15 protein-coding genes, 1 riboswitch and 1 other annotated feature are annotated in these 19,107 nt (G+C 45.5%); of the genes, 4 read left to right on the top strand and 11 right to left on the bottom strand.

Features of this window, described 5'->3' with window-relative positions:
- Positions 1 to 67: 67 nt before the first annotated feature.
- From ACFVVF_RS24740 to tyrS, 6 genes are all read right to left on the bottom strand, one after another.
- A complete protein-coding gene (locus ACFVVF_RS24740) occupies positions 68 to 805 on the bottom strand; it encodes an ECF transporter S component (RefSeq protein ID WP_387815253.1) in 738 nt (245 codons plus the stop codon).
- The gene (locus ACFVVF_RS24745; protein ID WP_387815255.1) at positions 787 to 2,487 is read right to left on the bottom strand and encodes an ABC transporter ATP-binding protein; all 1,701 of its coding nucleotides are present in this window, start codon (positions 2,485 to 2,487) and stop codon (positions 787 to 789) included. Before ACFVVF_RS24745 ends, ACFVVF_RS24740 begins: the two co-directional genes overlap by 19 nt.
- Positions 2,460 to 3,353 (bottom strand): energy-coupling factor transporter transmembrane component T, encoded by an 894-nt coding sequence (locus ACFVVF_RS24750; RefSeq protein ID WP_387815257.1) that lies wholly within the window; start codon positions 3,351 to 3,353, stop codon positions 2,460 to 2,462. Before ACFVVF_RS24750 ends, ACFVVF_RS24745 begins: the two co-directional genes overlap by 28 nt.
- The gene (locus ACFVVF_RS24755; RefSeq protein ID WP_387815259.1) at positions 3,350 to 4,333 is read right to left on the bottom strand and encodes a DUF4430 domain-containing protein; all 984 of its coding nucleotides are present in this window, start codon (positions 4,331 to 4,333) and stop codon (positions 3,350 to 3,352) included. Before ACFVVF_RS24755 ends, ACFVVF_RS24750 begins: the two co-directional genes overlap by 4 nt.
- Before the next feature lie 74 nt (positions 4,334 to 4,407).
- A complete protein-coding gene (locus ACFVVF_RS24760; RefSeq protein WP_387815261.1) occupies positions 4,408 to 10,005 on the bottom strand; it encodes a DUF4430 domain-containing protein in 5,598 nt (1,865 codons plus the stop codon).
- Positions 10,006 to 10,140: 135 nt separating this feature from the next.
- A riboswitch (cobalamin riboswitch) is annotated at positions 10,141 to 10,333 on the bottom strand.
- 143 nt (positions 10,334 to 10,476) lie between these two features.
- Positions 10,477 to 11,736, bottom strand: coding sequence for a tyrosine--tRNA ligase (gene tyrS, locus ACFVVF_RS24765; protein ID WP_387815419.1), 1,260 nt, complete (start codon positions 11,734 to 11,736; stop codon positions 10,477 to 10,479).
- 79 nt (positions 11,737 to 11,815) lie between these two features.
- Positions 11,816 to 12,039 (bottom strand) — a binding site (T-box leader).
- 149 nt (positions 12,040 to 12,188) lie between these two features.
- Between tyrS and ACFVVF_RS24770 the strand changes: the two genes are divergently transcribed.
- A complete protein-coding gene (locus tag ACFVVF_RS24770) occupies positions 12,189 to 12,491 on the top strand; it encodes a hypothetical protein (RefSeq protein ID WP_387815263.1) in 303 nt (100 codons plus the stop codon).
- 58 nt (positions 12,492 to 12,549) lie between these two features.
- Here ACFVVF_RS24770 and ACFVVF_RS24775 read toward each other — a convergent pair whose 3' ends face one another.
- From ACFVVF_RS24775 to ACFVVF_RS24795, 5 genes are all read right to left on the bottom strand, one after another.
- A complete protein-coding gene (locus ACFVVF_RS24775; RefSeq protein WP_387815265.1) occupies positions 12,550 to 13,074 on the bottom strand; it encodes a hypothetical protein in 525 nt (174 codons plus the stop codon).
- Between the two features lie 87 nt (positions 13,075 to 13,161).
- Entirely contained in the window at positions 13,162 to 13,611 is a 450-nt protein-coding gene (locus ACFVVF_RS24780; RefSeq protein ID WP_387815421.1) for an MFS transporter, read from the bottom strand.
- Positions 13,612 to 13,711: 100 nt separating this feature from the next.
- Positions 13,712 to 14,458: a GntR family transcriptional regulator gene (locus tag ACFVVF_RS24785; protein WP_387815267.1), complete on the bottom strand. Its 747-nt coding sequence runs from the start codon at positions 14,456 to 14,458 to the stop codon at positions 13,712 to 13,714.
- Positions 14,455 to 15,228 (bottom strand): inositol monophosphatase family protein, encoded by a 774-nt coding sequence (locus ACFVVF_RS24790; protein WP_387815269.1) that lies wholly within the window; start codon positions 15,226 to 15,228, stop codon positions 14,455 to 14,457. Before ACFVVF_RS24790 ends, ACFVVF_RS24785 begins: the two co-directional genes overlap by 4 nt.
- 19 nt (positions 15,229 to 15,247) lie before the next feature.
- Positions 15,248 to 16,162: a ComEC/Rec2 family competence protein gene (locus ACFVVF_RS24795; RefSeq protein ID WP_387815271.1), complete on the bottom strand. Its 915-nt coding sequence runs from the start codon at positions 16,160 to 16,162 to the stop codon at positions 15,248 to 15,250.
- A 432-nt stretch (positions 16,163 to 16,594) separates the two neighbouring features.
- On the opposite strand from ACFVVF_RS24795, the gene ACFVVF_RS24800 reads away from it, so the two are divergent.
- From ACFVVF_RS24800 to ACFVVF_RS24810, 3 genes are read left to right on the top strand one after another with little or no spacing between them, the layout of a single operon-like run.
- Positions 16,595 to 17,455, top strand: coding sequence for an AraC family transcriptional regulator (locus tag ACFVVF_RS24800; protein WP_387815273.1), 861 nt, complete (start codon positions 16,595 to 16,597; stop codon positions 17,453 to 17,455).
- 5 nt (positions 17,456 to 17,460) lie between these two features.
- Positions 17,461 to 17,976, top strand: a complete 516-nt coding sequence (locus tag ACFVVF_RS24805) for a GNAT family N-acetyltransferase (protein ID WP_387815275.1) — start codon at positions 17,461 to 17,463, stop codon at positions 17,974 to 17,976.
- A gap of 2 nt (positions 17,977 to 17,978) precedes the next feature.
- Positions 17,979 to 19,052 (top strand): heparan-alpha-glucosaminide N-acetyltransferase domain-containing protein, encoded by a 1,074-nt coding sequence (locus ACFVVF_RS24810; protein WP_387815277.1) that lies wholly within the window; start codon positions 17,979 to 17,981, stop codon positions 19,050 to 19,052.
- The last annotated feature ends 55 nt before the right edge of the window (positions 19,053 to 19,107 follow it).

Below are 19,107 nucleotides of genomic sequence, written 5' to 3' on the forward strand. Positions count from 1 at the left end.
ATGAGGAATATATAGGTAATCCTATATTTATTCGCCTCACAGCTCTCCATGTCCTCTATGCTGTTCCCTACTCGCGCTCGATTAAGCCATATTTGACCTTAATGCGATCCAGCTTCTCCAGCATGGGCCTCGATAAAATAAATAGAAAAAACACGGTAGCTATCGCATGAACCAGGTCAAACCAAAACCCAGAGGCATAAACCGCAAGCAAGGCTTCCCACGAAAACGAAGGAGAAAATATCGTTGCTGAGCCCAGATTAATAATGCCGCCATAGATGACTAATGTAGACAAACCGCCAAATATGCAAAGGGAAAGCTTGGTCCGGCGGAGCAGCCCTTTCTGAAACAGAATGCCGGCTATAAAACCGATAATGCCGAAGCAGAACATTTGCCAAGGCGTCCAAGGACCTTGACCAAAGAAAAAGTTGGAGACAAAGCCCGCCGTAGCGCCAACTAGAAATCCGGCCTCTGCCCCGAAGCTGACCCCCGCAATAATAACGATCGCGACAACTGGCTTGAATTGCGGCAGCATGAAAAACGCGCTCCGCCCCGCAACGGCAATTGCCGCCAATACAGCAATAACAATCAGCTCTCTCGCTTGCGGCTTCCGTTTCTCAAACACCATGGCAAAGGGCAGCATCGTGTAAAGAATAATTAGCAAGCTGATAAAATAATACTTGCGGTCATTCAGCAAGTAGATGCCCATGAGAATCGTTGCCGGAATAACGATAAGTATGAGTACAGCGGACAGCAGCGTCCGGCGGCTTAACCGCCGGTTCGGCTTCGTTAGCTGCTCTGCTTGCATAATGCAATCACATCCTCAATCGTAACGCCCTCTCGCCACACATGCCGAGCCATCCGGTTTGCAGCCGTCGTATAAAAGCTGTTGCCCGCGAAAAAGGCTTTTGTCGCTTTTTCCGTAATAATGCTGCCATCGAAAAACATCGCGCACACATCCCCATGCTTGGCGCAAAATTCAATATCATGCGAAACCATCAAAATCGTGACGCCTTCCGCGTTCAGCTTTTTCAAATAATGCGCAAGCCGGTCCTTGAAGAAGCCGTCAAGGCCCTTCGTTGGCTCATCCAGCAGCAGAATACGCGGCTCAAGCAGCATTACCTTTGCCAGTGCTGCTCGCTGCTGCTCGCCTCCGCTCAGGTCATAAGGATGTCTCTCCAGCAGCGGCTCAAGCTCCAGAAACTGCACAACGTTTTCAACCTTCTCTGTCCTCTCAGCAGAACTTAAAGGCGAATTGGACAGCATCTCATACAAATCCTGCTCCACTGTTTTTTTCACAAACAGATGCTGCGGATTTTGCGGAAGAATAGCTAGCTTATTGGTAAACAGCTCTTTCGCACTCATCTTGGCGATGTTTTTGCCAGCGATTAGAATCTTGCCCCGATAAGGCTGAATCAGCCCTCCCGTTAACGACAGCGTTGTCGTTTTCCCCGCTCCATTGCCCCCAACGATGCAATAGAACTGCCCTTCCTCTACTTCAAAGGAAAGATCCTTCACCGTGTCTGGCGCATCTTTTCCGTATTTGAACCATACCTCTTTGAATTGAATTACTGGCTTCTGCCGTTTGCCGCCGCCAGCGACAGCGTTAGCGGCCGGCTGACTCCGGCTTTCTGGATCAAGCGCCGAAAGTACCTTTCCTTGCAGAAATGCATCCAGCCATTGCCGGCCTTCTTTTACGGTAACGGGAATAGCTGACGCTCCTGCTTCTACGCCCGCACAGATTTGCATCGGAGACGGCATCGCCGCAAGCATCGGATGCTTCATCCGAAACAGCGCCTGCCCCGAACGGCGAGGCGTATCGTCGGCGATAATTGCACCGTCATCCATTACGATAAGCCGATCCGATACAGGAAGCACTTCCTCCAGCCGATGCTCGGTCAGAATAATCGTCGTTCCGAGCTCCTGATTGATTTTCCGCAGCGTCTCAATAAAGTCTGCCGCGGCGATAGGGTCCAACTGGGAAGTTGGCTCATCCAGAATAAGAACCGAAGGCTGCATCGCCATGATTGAGGCCAAATTAAGCAGCTGCTTCTGGCCCCCTGACAGCTCAGCGACATTTTTGTGAAACCAGTGTTGAATCCCGAAAAAGCTGGCCATTTCAGCTACGCGCAATCTAATCGAGCCGCTGTCATAGCCCAGACTTTCAAGCCCAAATGCCAGCTCATGCCATACCTTATCGGTAACGATGCCGTTATCCGGATTTTGCAGCACGAAGCCGATCTCCGCCGCTTGCGTTCGCTGTTCTGTTTCCTCAATGAGCTTGCCAGCGTAGCGTATCGTTCCCTCCCGTTTGCCATGGGGAGTCAGAATCGACTTCAGCTGTCTGAGCAGCGTGCTCTTGCCGCAGCCCGATCTGCCGCATATCGTAACGAATTCCCCGCTCGCAATCGTCAAATTAATATGAGAGAGCGCCGCTTCTTCCGATAGAGGGAACGTAAAGCTTACGTCTTGGAGCTGATAGATTTCCATTTCAAAGCCTCCACAACATGAATAATGACAGGCAGCAGGCCAAGCAGTAAATAAGCGATAAACACGATGATGCTGAACGGCGTCGTATGCGCCATTTTTACCGACGGGAAAAACCGCATATCGTTACGCCCGCTTACTTCGCCAATTACCATGATTGCAATTAAAACTAATAGGGCTCCGCCAGCTAGGCGGTCGCGGCTGTCAAACCGGTAGAGCGAGAAGCTCGTGCGGCCGGGAAGGCCATAGCCTCTCGATTTCATCGAATCCGCCGTTTCGATCGCATTTTCCAACGCCCAGGTCGTCATAATCGATAAGATCGTAAGGCCATTGCGTGCCCGAACAAGCATATTTCCTTGCGTAATATCGCGGCCGATACTTCTCTGTGCCAGTGAAATGCGCTTAATTTGCTCCTTGTACCGGGGCACAAATCGCAGCACCATCGAGAAAATGAGCGATAGGGCGGGCATGATTTTACCGAACAAATAAATAAATTTATCCGACGTCATAACCGCATTGTAACAAGAAAACCAAAGCAGAATGGTCACGAACATGCAGGCCGCCGAAATCCCGTAAAGGATCGATTCCAGTGTCATCGGATTACCGTTCTTTAAATAGAAGAGAATTGTCACTCCTGCATGGTTGAAGACCGGGTTCATAACAGCCATGATAATAAACAACGGAAGCATATAGAGCAGGTTGAATTTAACCGCTCGTCTTCCATTTAGAAGATTGGAGTACGTGAGTGCGCAAAGCAGCGCAATGACCTGCAGCACCGGATGCATCAAGAACATTCCGAACAGCAGCATCGCGGCAAAATAGCCAAAATTAATGATTGGATGGAAGCTGGAGAAGCTGTCCTTCATCATCTACCGTCTCCTGCGCCAGCCGAATAGCCGCCGATATCCCGTCCCAAATCGCAAGTATACTGCCATTCGATTTTATCTCCGTCCTTCAGCTGATAGCGGCTCGCTCCGTAATTCGGGAACCACCCGTTCACCTTGAACATCCATCCGCTTAGCTCGCCGCAGTCGAACTCATAAATATTGTTGATGCCCTCTATATAATTGCTGTTATAGATCGGCGTCATTTCGAATTCCATATGAATTTTGTTCTTCTTCATTTCACGAAGCAGCACGTCAAAGACGGATTCTCCTTCATAAAAGGTTACTTTCTGCTCCTTGTAGATTATGCCGTCCTCGGGAAGCACTTCGAGCTTATCTTTATTGAAGCTGTCCATATGATCAAGAATGCTCGCTGCCGATACGGACAAAGTTGCTGTTAGCTTCTTCTTCTTATCGACAACCGCATCCTGCCATTCGACAGGCTTTGGCTTGCCGCTTGGAATCGGATCGGTCTGGTACTTATCCTTGCCGCCCTTCGGTGTGGACGTTGGCTTTGCTGTCGCTGCCGGCTGCTTGCCCCCGGTATCGGCTGGCTTCTTGGTAACTTCCGGCTTAGGTGTTGGCGCCGTATTCGAATCCGGCTTCGTTGACGGTGCAGTTGTCGGACTGCCTTGCTCTGCGCTCTCCGTAGGGTTCGGGCTGCCTCCTTCACCCGCTTGACCTGTCGGTTTGCCGGTTCCAGCAGCGGAATCCGTTGGCGTTGACTCTGGCGATGGGGTACTCGTAGGTGAGGCTTGAACGCCGCCCGCCTTCTCTTCCTCGTCATGCTCCTCTGTCGCCGGCGGGGATGCCGTAGCAGCTTCTTGGCCTGCTGCCGGAGACTCCATCACAGAGGCTGTATCTACCTTTGTTGTGTTCTTGGCATAATCGCCGCCCCAGAAAAATGCAACAGCCAGCACTACTATAACCGCTATCGCTGCCAGCCATTTATTCCTGTTCTTCACTCGCTTCTCACCCCAATCGTGAAAATAACGAAGCAAGGGCATCGCATTCAGCCCTTGCTCGCTCTTTTATTCCATTAAGCTTTGACATCCGTCATATCGTAAAGGCGGGTTTGGCCGTTCAGAAAACGATCATAGGCAACTAGTGCATAGAACGCCTGATCCGTAGCCATCAGATCCACATCGCCCGGCTTGGCGCCGCCATTGTCCACGCCGCCGGATTTCACATGATAAAAGCCGCCTTTATCTTTATTGTTAGCCGCATAGCTTAACAATCCATCAACTGCGGAGTGTCCGTTTTTCACAAATCTCGCATCAGTATGCGGATCAATGCCGAGTGCGGTTAAAGCCACAATAACCTGTGACGTGCTTTCGGAGTTGGCAGATCCGCCGCTTACGTAACCGCCGTCAGCCTGCTGTGCTTTCGACAGCCATGCAATGCCGCGGTCTACGGCTGCTTTCACTTTCGGATTCGCAGCATAATAAGGTGCAAAGGCTTGAATAGCCATCGAGGTAATGTCCGGGTCAGCGGCTGCTGGCTTCTCGCCCAGCGCCCATCCGCCGCCTGAAATTTCACGATTCAGAATGAAGTCGATAAGCAGCTCTCTAGTTGTTTGCGTCTTCACCTTTGCAACTGTCGGAATCTCATAGTTCTTGCTGTCCAAAGCGATCAGTGCAAAGATCGGTCCGTTAATGCCTTGCTTGATTAGCGTCTCGTAGTCAGCAAGCGGCTCCCGCAAATTGTAGCCAGCTACATTATCGACGCCTTTGCCAATCGCAGTAAGGGCCAGAATAACACGGTCATATTCTGTATATTTGATGTTGTGGAGTTTGCCGTCTACTTCTTTCAATTTCTTTTCTACATTAGCGTAGTACTTAGCATAATACGCATCCGGCATCTTAATGCCGGAGCGGGCCAGGCCTAATACCGTCCACTCCCCGCCAACGCTGGCGATGACCGGGTTTGTAACGGAAGACTGCAGAAAAGCTGCTGTCTCTTTCACTTGTGTTTTAACCTTTGTGTGTATCGGGCTTACAACAGGCGTTTCAGGATCGGTCTCGTTTGGCTTGCCATAGTCGTAAGTACGCATAGCGACAACAGCAGCCATTTCTCTAGTAACCGTACCTTGCGGATTAAAGCCATTGTGATCGCCTAGCATAATTTGCGAAGCGAGGATGGTAGAAACATCCGCTTTCGCCCATACCGATACGTTGTCCGCATCAGCGATCAACGATGCTGTCTGTACAGGTTTGAGTCCGAGCGCCCTAACGATTGTAGCTGCCATTTGCTCACGAGTAATGCTGGCATTTGGCTCAAACTTCTGATTATAGCCGCTCATATACCCCGCTTGAGAAACAGCGTTGATATACGGGTAGTACCATTGGTTAGATGCCACATCGGTATAACCAGCAGGCTTGCTTACCATCGGAATATTCAGCACCGATACGAGCATTTTCGCAAACTCTGCTCTTGTTACCGATGACTTCGGATTAAACTTGCCATTGCTGCCTTGTACGAAGCCAAGCTCCGATGCCCGGTCGATGGAAGCCTTCGCCCATTGCGAAATGGATGCCGCATCGGTGTATTCAACAACGGGCTTCGCTTCGTTGAGTGAATACAATACAAAAGCAGCCAGCTGATTTGTGCGGATAATCAAATCATTGCCTTTAATATAAGCGTAAGCCAATTTCTCGTTGTCTTTTGCAGCTTGGGCACCTTTTTCTTCCGTCTCATAAATCTGGATCGGCGTAAATACGCCATTGATGAGCATACCCGGAATTTCTGCTTTTCCTCCTGTTAACGTAAACGTAACAGGTTTATTAAATGTAGCCGCTGTTGTTAAATCGCCAAATACGAAAGCTTGATCAATCGATTTTAACGCCTGTTTTTCACCAAGACCTGCTTTTACCTGTTCTTGCAGCTTGGTATCCTTCGTATCTAAAGCTGTGAACAATTCCAGGCTGGAAGGTCCGGACTTGAGCGTAGCCCCTTTCCCAATTACTGCAGAGACATTGCCTTTCGATATTTTGATCTGCGGAACTGGATCGGCTGTATTCTTCAGTTGAAGGAAAGCTTTTGCTTTAAATTCATTTGGAATATTAAGCGTAATGCTGTCCTTTTTGCTTAGCTCATTTGTAATCGTGAGATTGAAATTGTTCTTGCTATCCTTCGGAACGTTAATAATCGGGTTTTTATCATCCGGGTCAAGAGCAACTGGAAGCTCCCATTCACTTGGATCAACTCCCAGATCAACGCCTAAATCAGTAGTAAATCTCCACTGAACGGAATCGCCTTCCTTCAGCGTATACAAGCTTGCGCCAAAGTCCGGATATACGCCGTTGACGTTATACATCCAACCGCTGCCGCTGCCATGATCAAATTCACCGTCACCAGCGATAGATTGTACGTACACACTGTTATACTGTTCACTGAATTCATATCTAAAAGCGATATTGTTTTCTTCCAGAAGACGCTTCAGCATCGTCCATACTGTATCGCCAGCTCTCAACTCAACCTGCCTTGCTGGAAGAACGTAGCCTTTATTGATCGTCAGCTTATCAATCGAGAACGTGACAAATTTATTCGTACCAGGTGCGGGTGTAGGGATCGGTGTCGCACTTGGCGTTGGTGTTGGTGTCGCAGTAGGGCTTGGCGTTGGTATAGCGCTTGTAGCGAATACTACGTAATCGGTAAAATGATTTGTTCTAATGATCAGATCATTGCCGTTATCGTAGGCATATTCATTTAATCCGCTATCTTGTCCCTCGGCTTCCGAGCTGAATTTCTCAATTTGTTTGGCCGTGCCATTTTGAATATAAGCAGCTTCCTTGCCTGCCATTCCTGCAAAGGTCAATGTAATGAAGTCGCTGAATTTTACGCTTCCTGCATTACCCATTACAAGAGCATGATTAATATCTAATTGTCGTCCAGAAGCTGCAAATCCGCTTAGTTTATCTTTCAGAGCCTCATCAATACTCTTTGTGGTAAGCAGCTCAATTTGACCTGTATAGCCGCTTAGCACCTTAGTCCCTTGCGGAATAACAGCAGATACTGTGCCTTTCACAGATTCGATTTGCGGCAATTCAATATTGGAAGGCAGACTTAAGGAAACCTTCGAATTTTTATCACTTGGAATTTCAACCGCAACGGTTTTACCGCTATCTGCTCCAGAAATTGCAATCAGATAATCCTCTGTATTGTCAGGAATCGCAACTTGCGGATTCATGCCGGACGGAAGCGGCAAAACTTCACCTGGTAACTCTTGTAAATCAGCGCCATAATTTGTCGTGTAACGCCATTGCAATTCGTCGCCATTTTTAAGTGTTATTTGATTGGATGTAGTATTTGGAGCCAGACCATTGACGAAATACATCCAGCCGCTTCCAACACCATAGTCAAACTCTCTGTCGCCATCAATTTCTTCTACAGAAATTCCGTTACCATCTCGGGTTTCTGTCCACTTGGCAATAAGTTCTCTTTCATCCAATACCCGCTTCAATAAACTCCAAGCTGTGTCGCTCTCTTGAAGCTCTACCCTTATCGTGGGAACCACATAACCTTTACCAATCGTCAGCTTGTCGACAGATAGGGTTACATATTGTTTACCTTCTGGATCAGGCGTCGGTGTTGGCGTTGGCGTCGGCGTCGGCGTCGGTGTTGGCGTCGGCGTCGGTGTTGGCGTTGGCGTCGGTGTTGGCGTCGGTGTTGGCGTCGGCTGTCCTACTTGAACATCCGACATGTCATAAAGCGATGTCTTGCCTTTTTTGTAACGATCGTAAGCAACTAATGCATAGGTAGCTTGGTCGGTCGCCATATTGTTTGGAAGCGCCTGTGTAACTAGATGCTTAAATCCGCCCCCTGGAACAGCAAAAGTCATTAATGCGTCAATTGTCGTTTTTCCATTTTTGATAAATCTGGAATCCGTTTGCGGATCAATGCCAAGCGCAGTCAAAGCAACGATTACTTGTGCAATGCTTTCCGCATTTACACTCGAACCTCCGGAAAGTATATAACCGCCTGCGCTGGCTTGAACAGCAGACAGCTTCACAATCGCCCGGTCTACGGCAGCCGTAACTTCTGGTTTAACCCCATAGTAAGGAGCGAGAGCTTGAAGAGCCATCGGGGTCATATCATCAGGATTACTTCCAAAGAAAGTCCATCCCCCGGCATCCGCTGTACCCTTCTTAATCTCTCTATCTAGTATATATTGAATAAATTTATCTCTTGTTGATTGAACAGCTTCTACTTCATTAAGGGGCATTTCGTATTGATGACTGTCCAACGCTATTAGCGCGAAGACCGGTCCGTTTAAGCCCTGTTTAGTTACATAATTGTAATCACTTAACGCATAACTAAGATCATAGCCAGCTACATTATGGATATCTTTACCAACAGATGTAAGCCCCAGAATAACACGGGAATGCTCTGTACCTTTTGAGCTGTCCAACTTACCTTGATTTTGAGTCATCAGGCTGGCTACTTTAGTTTGTACATTATTAAAATAGGTGTCATAATAGCCGTTTGGAACTCCGTACCCTCCGCGGGCTAGAGTTAAAACTGACCACTCGCCTCCGCCAGTTCCGAATGTCGGATTAGGGACGGTTTGCAAAATATAGCCAAGGCTATCGTAAAGCTGTTTTTCTACATCATTTGCCGGATTCGCTTCATATTTAATATTGAAGCTTTTCTCTGACTGATTGCCAGCTGCATCAATCGCTTTAATAGAGATCGTATTAAATCCGATATGTAATAAAACTTGATATTGTCCGTTTTCGGCCGTAACCGTATGGCCATTCACTTTCACTTCCGGCTGGATAGCTTGTGACACGTTGTCACTTACAGATACGTTAAAAGTTAAAGACTGCGCCGTAACGATCTGGTTGTCCGTTACACCTGCCACTGTAATGACTGGCACTTCCTTGTCCCCAAAGACATCAACAGCATCTTTAAGTTCTGTAAGAGCGCTGTCGACCTCTGCTTGCGTGCTGTCATAATCCTCTAAAATTTGGTACGCAGCCTGATAGGCCGAGCTTACATTGGCATTAGAAAGCAAACTTGCTTTCTCTTCTGAGCTGTTGATTTCGGCAACCTTAGCGGTCAACTCATCTTTATTAGGCAGCTGAATATCTCCCCATTCACTGCCGAGGTCCTCACCAAAGCCGATGACAGTAAATTGAGTCCGAATCACATCTCCGTTTTCCGGCCAATAATTAGAGAAACCATAAGGAGGGAATTGATTATTGACGGCATACATCCAGCCGGACATAGCTGTATAATCGAATTCACCAAGCCACTCTTCGTTAATTCGATCTCCTAGAGTCTGCCCGTACTTTGGTAATAAATCCTGTACGCCTTGCGGAATATTCAGCGGATTCGAATCCGGATTTTTTATTTTTGCCAAATAAAATGCTTCATCAATAGAGCCTGTGTTTTTATAATTTCCTTCGCCCAATAATCTGGTAATTATTGCAGCACCATTATCTCCATCATAGTATGGAACCTTTACAGGTTCTAGGAAATAGCCTTGACCTAGTGTGAATTTCTCTACGGAAATCGTAACGTATCCTTCAGGCGTGCCTCCCTCATTGGCAAAGGATACAGATAAGTTAGTAGAAAATAAGGACATGAAGACGGCAACAATTAGCAGCCAGGATAATATTCGTTTCTTAATCATTACTTCATTAACACCCTTTCTATTAAATTGATGAAATACAACAAACCCCTCGACGCATACGGTCAAGGGGTTTAATCAAGCGGACATCTCAGAAAAGCATGCATGAATAAACACCCTCCTATCGCTCGTAGAATTAATGGTGTAAACGAACAGGCAGGTATTCTGGCTCAAGCGTCATCGCCCTTGCTGCCTTCCCGGTTTCCCAGTGGCTTCCTGCAAGGACTCTTCTTATACAGCGGCGGGACCGCGCGGGATTTTCACCCGCTTCCCATTTAACCCATTCTTCGTATCAGACGAAAAAATAGGCACCTGTTCATTCTTATCCTATTAAATTATCTTGCTCATCATAACGAAAAAATAAAGATTTGTCATGTGGTTATTCGTAAAAAAGCTTCCTCCAGAGCATATAAATCATGCTCTGAAGGAAGCTTTCAGCTTTGCCTTATACCGTTAGAATGGCCACTGCTAAGCTTAACCCAGCTTCACCAAGCTGTAGTTTTTCTTGCCTTTGCGGATAATAATGAACCGTCCGCCGATCGCATGCTCTGCCGTCACAGTCAGCTCCACATCGCTGACACGTTCACCATTCATCGAGATCGCGCCTTTTGTAATATCCTCACGCGCTTGACGTTTGGACGGCTCGATACCGAGATCAACCAGCCAATCGATAATATTTTTCGACTCGGTGCCTGCCTCGAACGTTGGCATTTCCTTGAAGCCCTGCTCGATTTCATCAGCTGTAAGGGAACGGATATCTCCGCTGAACAACGCCGCCGTAATCCGCTTTGCTTGCTCCAGCAGTTCTTCGCTGTGCACGAATCTCGTCATTTCCTCAGCCAGCGCTTTTTGAGCCTCGCGTTTATGCGGCTCGGTTTGAACCTTTTCAGCCAGCGAATCGATTTCCGCTTTATCGAGGAACGTGAAGAACTTCAAATATTTGATAACGTCGCGGTCGTCCGTATTCGCCCAGAACTGGTAGAATTCGAATGGCGTCGTTTTGTTCGGATCAAGCCATACAGCGCCGCCGGCCGTTTTGCCGAATTTCGTGCCGTCCGCTTTAAGCATCAAAGGAATGGTGAGGCCAAACGCTTTTGCCTCGGAGCCTTCTTTTTTCCGGATCAGATCCAGACCGCTCGTAATGTTGCCCCATTGATCGGAACCGCCAATTTGCAGCTGCACATCCTCATGCTGGTACAGGTGCAGGTAATCGAGCGACTGGAGAATTTGGTAGGAGAATTCAGTAAAGGAGATACCGCTGTCGAGACGGCTGGATACAACGTCCTTCGCGAGCATCGTGTTGATGCTGAAGTTCTTGCCATAGTCGCGCAAAAAGTCGATTACATTGATTTTATGCGTCCAATCGTAGTTGTTCACCATGCGAACTTCATTGTCGCCTTCTGTCACGAACAGCTTCTTCAATTGCGCCGTCAGTGCATCCACATTCGCTTGTACTTGCTCCATCGTTTGCAGGGAACGCTCGGTTTGGCGTCCGCTTGGATCGCCAATTGTGCCAGTTGCTCCGCCGATCAGAATAACCGGACGGTGACCAGCCAACTGGAAACGTTTGAGCATCATGAATGGAATCAAGTGGCCGATATGCATACTGTCGCCTGTCGGGTCAACGCCGCAGTAGAGCGAAACCGCCTTCGTATTCGTTAATTCGCGCAAGCCTTCCGCATCCGTCTGCTGGTTAATCGCGTCGCGCCATTCCAGTTCGTCGATAATGTTCAATTTCATGCAGCTCCTTTTTAATAGATAAGTTCATTTCCGTCTGAAAACAACAAAAAATCGCCCCTCGTCTAATTGTAGACATAGGGACGATTGAATAACCGTGTTACCACCCAAATTGCACCAACAGGCCATTAAGACGCTGTTCATGCCACTCATTGGCGAGATATCGTTCGCCGTTCCGCTTGGCATTACCCAAGATACTCCAGAGTGTAATTCGCAGACCTTGTTTGTATCAGGTTCCATCAACCCCTGACTTTCTATAACAGGGACAAAGCTGCTACTGGGCTCTTTCAACGTATATCGTTATAAGATTACAGACAGTATATCCGAATTGCAAAATCATTGTCAATAAAGGAGGCCGCATTTCCATGCAGGTTAGGCATTCATCTCGCTCTATTGACGTTTTTATAGTAGAATGGGCATGCAGTACAATACGAGGATGAGGTGTTCCAATGTCCATCAGCTTCACGGCTTCACGAATCAGCCGATTAAAACGGGATATTACAGAAATTCAGAATCAGATGAACAATGATAAAATTAAAGCGGGTAAAGCGCACTCCAAAATAAAACAGCTGCAAAAGGAACTCCGGTTGAATCCTTCCGATCCTGGTTCCAATAGCAAATCCAAACAAATCAAAAAGCTGACTGAGGAAGCAGCTAAATTAACCGCTTCTCAAGAGGAACTGTCCAAGCAGCTGTCTGCAAAAAATGCGGAGCTCCGGCAGCAGCTTGCTAAGGATCAGAAGAAGGACTAGTTAATCCACTCAGCTGACCTTTAGAAAAAAAAGCGCCCGAGACAGGCGCTTTTTCTAATTATAAAATAACATCAGGTTTACCGAGTTGTTCTTGTTCCTGAGCTTGTTTCAAGATGTTTATAGCTGCTTCGCTTCTTGGCACTTTGATTAATTGTTTTTTCAACTTGTCATCGAATTTTTGGGTCACACTAACCATTGGCAATGGCATTTTAAATGTAATATTGCGTACTTCTCCATTCGAAGAAACAAATGAAACGATGTATACGTGATAGGTTGCTCCTTTTTTCGTCCCAATACCTGACATTCCACCTAATACTAATCCAGCTGGCCCAAATAGTAAACCACCGACAATCCCCCGGCCTATAACACTTTTATTGACTTCAGTTAAGTCTTTTTCAGTTGTAATCGTTGATCCCAAAAAATTAACCAATGGAATTTTAAAGGTATTTTCAACTATTGTTTTAAAACCTTTGATTGATTTCTCAACAATGATTAGAAACTCCGAATCAAACGTTACTTCTAAAAGGGTATCTGGGTCCTTTAGTTCTAATCCATGCAGCAGTTTCACTAACGCCTTCGCCATTATTCATCATCCCTTCACGAAAAATGTCGTTTCCTAAATTATACATGAAGGTGGAATATATTTCTTCTATTAATTTAAATCTGTCATCTACAATTCTAATAGGTTCCCGCTATGCTTCTGCTCCTTAGGCAGTGTCAGGAACACAAGCAACCCGATAACAAACAATGGAATGATGGATAAAATGCTGAGCTTGGCGTTGCCTGTCACTGTCGTCGTTATCGACATTATGAACGGTCCGAGAATGGCTGCGAATTTGCCGAATATGTTGTAGAATCCAAAAAACTCATTCGAGTTTTCCTTCGGAATGATCCTGGCAAAGTAAGATCGGCTTAAAGCCTGTATACCGCCTTGTGCGGACCCAATCATCGCACCAAGAATAAAGATATGCCATACCGACGAAATAAAAAAGGCTGCTACGCAAGATACAATATACGTGATAATGCCAGTTACAATCATTGCTCTGGTCGAATACTTCTTCGCTAAATTCCCGTACAGAATGGCAAATGGAAATGCAATAATTTGAATGATTAACAGTATCCGTTAAGAAGACGTAAAGCTATGAAAAAAGACGCTTCCAATATCACTATAGAAGTGCCTGGAAGCGTCTTTTTACATGTTTATTCCGAACCGGTCCACATTATTTCCGCTCTCGCCGGATCCAAAAGTTAAATATATCATTTCGCAAATAATCGAAGGAATACAGCACCTCTTTATTCTTTTCATCATAATGAAGCTGCTTCATAAGAATAACCGGCGCTTCTTCTTTATCGCCCTGCAGTCTCGCTGCATATTTGTCTTTCTTTAAGGGGACAAGCAGCTCTGTGTCTGCTCTGGCAATATTGATTTTGCATTTATCCTCAAGAAAACGGAATAACGATCCGGAGAAATCTACACGTTCAAACGCATCGCCAACTAATTCTTTAGGCAAAATATTGATCGAATATGCGACCGGCTCGCCGTCGGCATAACGAATCCGTTCCAGCTTAATAACCGTGCTGTTCTCTTCAATATTGAGCGCATCCGCCCAATCTTGTCTGCACGGCACTTCTCCAATCATTTCTTTCTTCTCTTCCTCATTCAAGCCCGCCACTTTAATCATCGCACCGATACTTTGCAGCATTTCGAGCCGGCTTGGAATAACCGGAAGCGGTTGAATGACGAAGGTGCCTACGCCATGCTTCACAAGCAGCCTGCCTTCCTGCTCCAGCAGCTTAAGCGCAGCGCGCAGCGTCTCTCTGCTCACATTAAAATATTTGGCCAGCTCATATTCAGCCGGCAGCTTTTGCCCTACCTTCCAGAGCTTATTGTCGATCATTTTCTCAATTTCCAGCTTAATCGTCTGATAGCTTCCCATTTCGACTGGCCCCGCTTTGTATGAATTCAATCCTGAATAAGTAAGCTTTCCTTAAAGATATCATATAGCTCGTCATTACTACAGAGAATGAGTGAATGTTCATTAACTTCCAGCCGCTGTACGATACCGCCCGCTTCCTCAACAATTAATGCACCTGCACATATATCCCAGTCATGAAGATTAAATTCCCAGAAGCCGTCAAAATATGAAGCGGCGACAAAACATAAATCGAGCGCAGCGCTCCCAGTGCGCCGAATGCCGGCCACTTTGCTGATCATACGGTTGAAATATTCCAGGTTCATATATTCGGAATAGCCACCTCCAGGGAAACCTGTAGCCAATAAGCTTTTTTCCAATCGGGCAGTCCCTGATACGAAAATACGCTTTCCGTTCAAATAAGCGCCGCCTTTTCTCGTTGCATAAAACTTCATGTTAAGCCATGGCGAATAGACCATGCCGGCCAGAGTAACGCCTTTATGCTGCAAAGCAATCGAAATCGAAGAGAAGGGAAAACGGTGAATGAAATTCGTCGTGCCGTCAATGGGATCAATCACCCATAAATAATCACTATCTTGCGTATAGCTCCCTTTCTCCTCGGTGAGAATGCTGTGCTCCGGATAAGCGCTTCGGATACATTCGACTAACATTTCCTCGGACTTCACATCTGCATTGGTAACGAAATCCGTCGCATAGCCCTTTGTACGAACCTGAAGCTGATTTTGCTCGTTGGCGACTTTTTGGTAAGCGGCTACTTTGTCTACCCAGAACTCTATATTGTCTAATACCTGATCTAAATTCATAGGTTATCACAGTTCCTTATTATATGAACTCCACACTGCATTGCTGGGCGTCTACACGAAGAATCCGATGAGTTGTCGCTGCAGCTTCCGTATAGTATAGCTGTGCATTACTATGCTCCGAGATTATCGCTTCGATCTCTTTATGCGGAAGCTGATACGTCCCTCTATCATCCGCACTAACAATTACAGCTTGTGGGTTTATGCTGCTAAGCCACTCCCCTGAAATCCGATGCTGGTCACCATGATGCGGAGCTTGCACGACGGCGATATTCGTAAGCTCTCCGCAGTAGGGCACCCAAAAATCCAAGGACACGTCAGAGGTAAGCAGCACAACCGATTCCCCTTTATAGCTGATAATAACTGCCATCGCGGTCGAGCTCAGCATCCGGTCAATTCGGTTCAAGGACTCCGCTTGCCCTTTCAGACAACTCATGTCAAGATCATTTAGCTCCAGCTTCAGTTGTTGCAGTTTATGCATTTCTGGCATTAGCAGCTTATAAGTTAACTCCTGCTCGTAAAATGCTGTAGACCTCTCTACAACATCAACAGGGATGTTAAGCTCTTTCGCCATATTCAAAATCTGAATATATAACGAGAGGGAGGCAAGCATTGGCGTTGAGCAATCCATCATACCCGTCTCCAAAATAAACTCGGGAAGCGTCAGATGAATTTTTATTTCCCCAATCGGAACACGGCCTATAATTTCATGCACTCCGCCAATATGATCCCTATGGAAATGAGTGAGGACGAGCACATCAATTTTTTCAATATGCTGTTCTCGAATATATTGAGTAAGGCTGCATCTGCGTATATTAGTACTTGCATGAACATCTCCGCCATCCACGACAAGGCAAAAGCTGCGATCGCCATATGTATACCGAATAACCGTCGCTTCGCCAAAGCCTACATTAAGAAAATCAATGACGCATGTCATATTGAGTCCCACCTATTGAACGTTTGATATAAAAAATTGAGAATATAAGGACGAGTCCAACCATGACGACACAAAGCGTTTTTCTTACCGTTCATTTGTCTAGACGTCTATACAACTACTATAGGCATGTGATGTTAACGCTTTGTCATCGTTTTATGAATAATTGGTTAAGGAGCGGGATTTGCTGGTGAGGGGCTAAAATGCAGAAAAAGGCAGGATCACGGAGTCTCCTGTAAGAGAACTTCATGATCTTGCCTTAGCTGTTAGTAAGTCTGCCCGCCAGTCTATACTATTATTAACTTACTCCAATGAAAAAAAGTACAGCAATTTGATCCAGACTTCAACTTTTTAAAACGGACAAAACTCCTTGGAATCAGACAGAACTTTTGCATGGAGATTGTTTATAATCTGTACATATAAGGGGCGCTCAACTTGGAAAAGATTAAACTCATATCGGATGCTCTATTAGAAATAGAGGCACAATTGTTCAACAACAGCATAACGCCAGATTCTTTGGCCAATCAATTTTATACGAATACATCTGATTTACAGAAGACTTTTCAAATATTAACAGGGGTTACCATTGGAGAATATATTCGAAACAGAAGGTTGAGCCATGCTGCTATTACCTTAAAATCAAAAAACATTTCCATTCTTGAAGTCGCTCTCAATACCGGATATGAGACACCTGAAGCTTTCTCAAAGGCCTTCAAAAGATTTCATGGCATTTCCCCTAAAGATGTTCGAAACCGCACGTTGTCCAGACAAGTCAAATATTTCGGTCCGATGCATATCAAGTTCAGTGTAGAAAGCAGTGCCCCTTTAACAGCCACGGAAGAGAATCATTCCATGATGTCTTTTGTGGGAAGGACCCTTGCGATTTCCAATGATACCTCCATTTATATGCAAGTCATTGAACAATTTTGGCAGCAAATGAATGGCGCACTTAGCGAGTTGAGGAATCAATACAGCGCTGCATCATTTATTGGTATCAGCCTTGCTGGTGAAGGCGATCAGTTCATTTATGGTATAGGCATTTTAACGAATGAGGAGGTTAAGGATTCTAACGGATTTGAAGTAATCCAGCTTCCCTCCGGGAAATGGGCAAAATTCGCTGTTAATGGAATAACTGATGAACATTTCCGGCATACCCGTAATCGAGTGTTGTCAGAGTGGATGTTGATCTCGGATCACTCCATCTCTCTGCTTCCCGAAATTGAGTATTACCCGATAACAGGAACCGTTTCTCCGGAAATCTGGTTTCCGATTATTGAGAATCATAACAAAGGATGAAAAGCATGAAGATCGTTGAATTAAATCAATCCTACTTATTTCAAGCCAGTCAATTAGTTAATTCCGTATTTCTTGATGAGGACGAAGAGGTGCTCCCTGCCCGTGAACTTCAAGCAAGTCTGGACCCGGAGCTGCTGCGCAACTATCAGATTACACAGGATGACGATATCCGCTCTTTTCAGTATTATGTCGCTGTTAGTGAACATCAAGTAATGGGCATCATCGGTTTATACGAATTGAATAGCGATTTTGATAAGAATGATTGGATCGGCTGGTTTTGTGTAGATGAACGCTATCGCGGTCAGCGCATCGGTATCCAGTTATTAAATTATGCAGTACAGCAGTCGAAACATCGCGGGAAAGAAAACCTGCTTTTATATACCTCCACCCACGAGAACGAACTTAAAGCTCAACAGCTTTATGATGCCAATGAATTTCATATCATCAAAACCATGCCCAAGGATGGCTATAGTCTGATGTACCGGCAAAAAAAATTAAATTCTACAGGCATTGAACAATAATTATGCTAAAAAATAACAACAGGCAATATGAGTTGGATGCAGCTAGAGGATTAGCAGTTATTTTTATGGTGTTTGTACATGTATTAATTCAATTCGGAACTTCGGATGCCCAGTTTGAATCCCTGTATGGAAAAGCAGTACAAGCGTTAGGAGGTATTCCTGCCGCACCAGTTTTTATGTTCTTACTAGGCGTCGGGGTTATTTACTCCAGAAGGAATACCCCCGCACGCCTTGTTAAGCGAGGATTATTATTAATCACGGCTGGCTATATGTTAAACCTGTTTCGCTCCGTTCTTCCGGCATGGGTTAACATGAAGCTTGGATTTGAGCCTTATGAGCGTATTTCCACCCTGTTTTATGACAATTTTTTTTACATTGATATTTTACAGTTTGCAGGATTGACGATGCTGTATTTTGCTCTATCCAGCCATTTGAAATTTTCCTGCAAAGCGCACATTTTCGTACTGCTCGCATTTATGTCTATCAATTTATTACTCTCGCCGTATATTTCATATATTGAGAATATGGGGAGCAGCCCTGTTCTGGCCCTGCTATTCGGCAACTCCATGTCCTTCTTTCCTTTCTTCACATGGATTGCCTATCCTATCGGGGGCTATTTGTTTGGCAAGCAATTAATTCAGAGTGAGCATAAAGTCCATTTCTATCAAACCCTATTCAAAGTTTCCTTCCTTCTTCTGATTGGGTATGTGATGTTAATTATCACTTTTGATTTCCCTACCGGGTATGAATCAGATGATCGCTATTATCATCATACGCTGATTGTGAATTTATTTTATCTTGCCTTTATTTTATTTTGGATCAGCTGCATTTACTTCCTGACGCTCAAGCTAACGGGAAAATTAAAGACATTTCTAAAAAGCGCTAGCGCACTCACAACAGAGATTTATTTTATCCATTTCCTCTTAATCGGCTTGTTTACTGTGCTCGTTCATCACCAATTGGGTTTATGGATCATCATTCCCTTGTCGATCACGATCTACATGTTATCCCATTCCATGGCATACCTTTGGGTAAAGAGACGGAAAAGTAACTTAAAACTGAATAATTCAATGTAATTCTAGGGGCACTTCAATATAAGAGGTGTCTTTTCTTTGTGATTTTCTTGTGATT

This window comes from Paenibacillus sp. NPDC058174 (assembly GCF_042883865.1).
Classification (GTDB): Bacteria; Bacillota; Bacilli; order Paenibacillales; family Paenibacillaceae; genus Pristimantibacillus.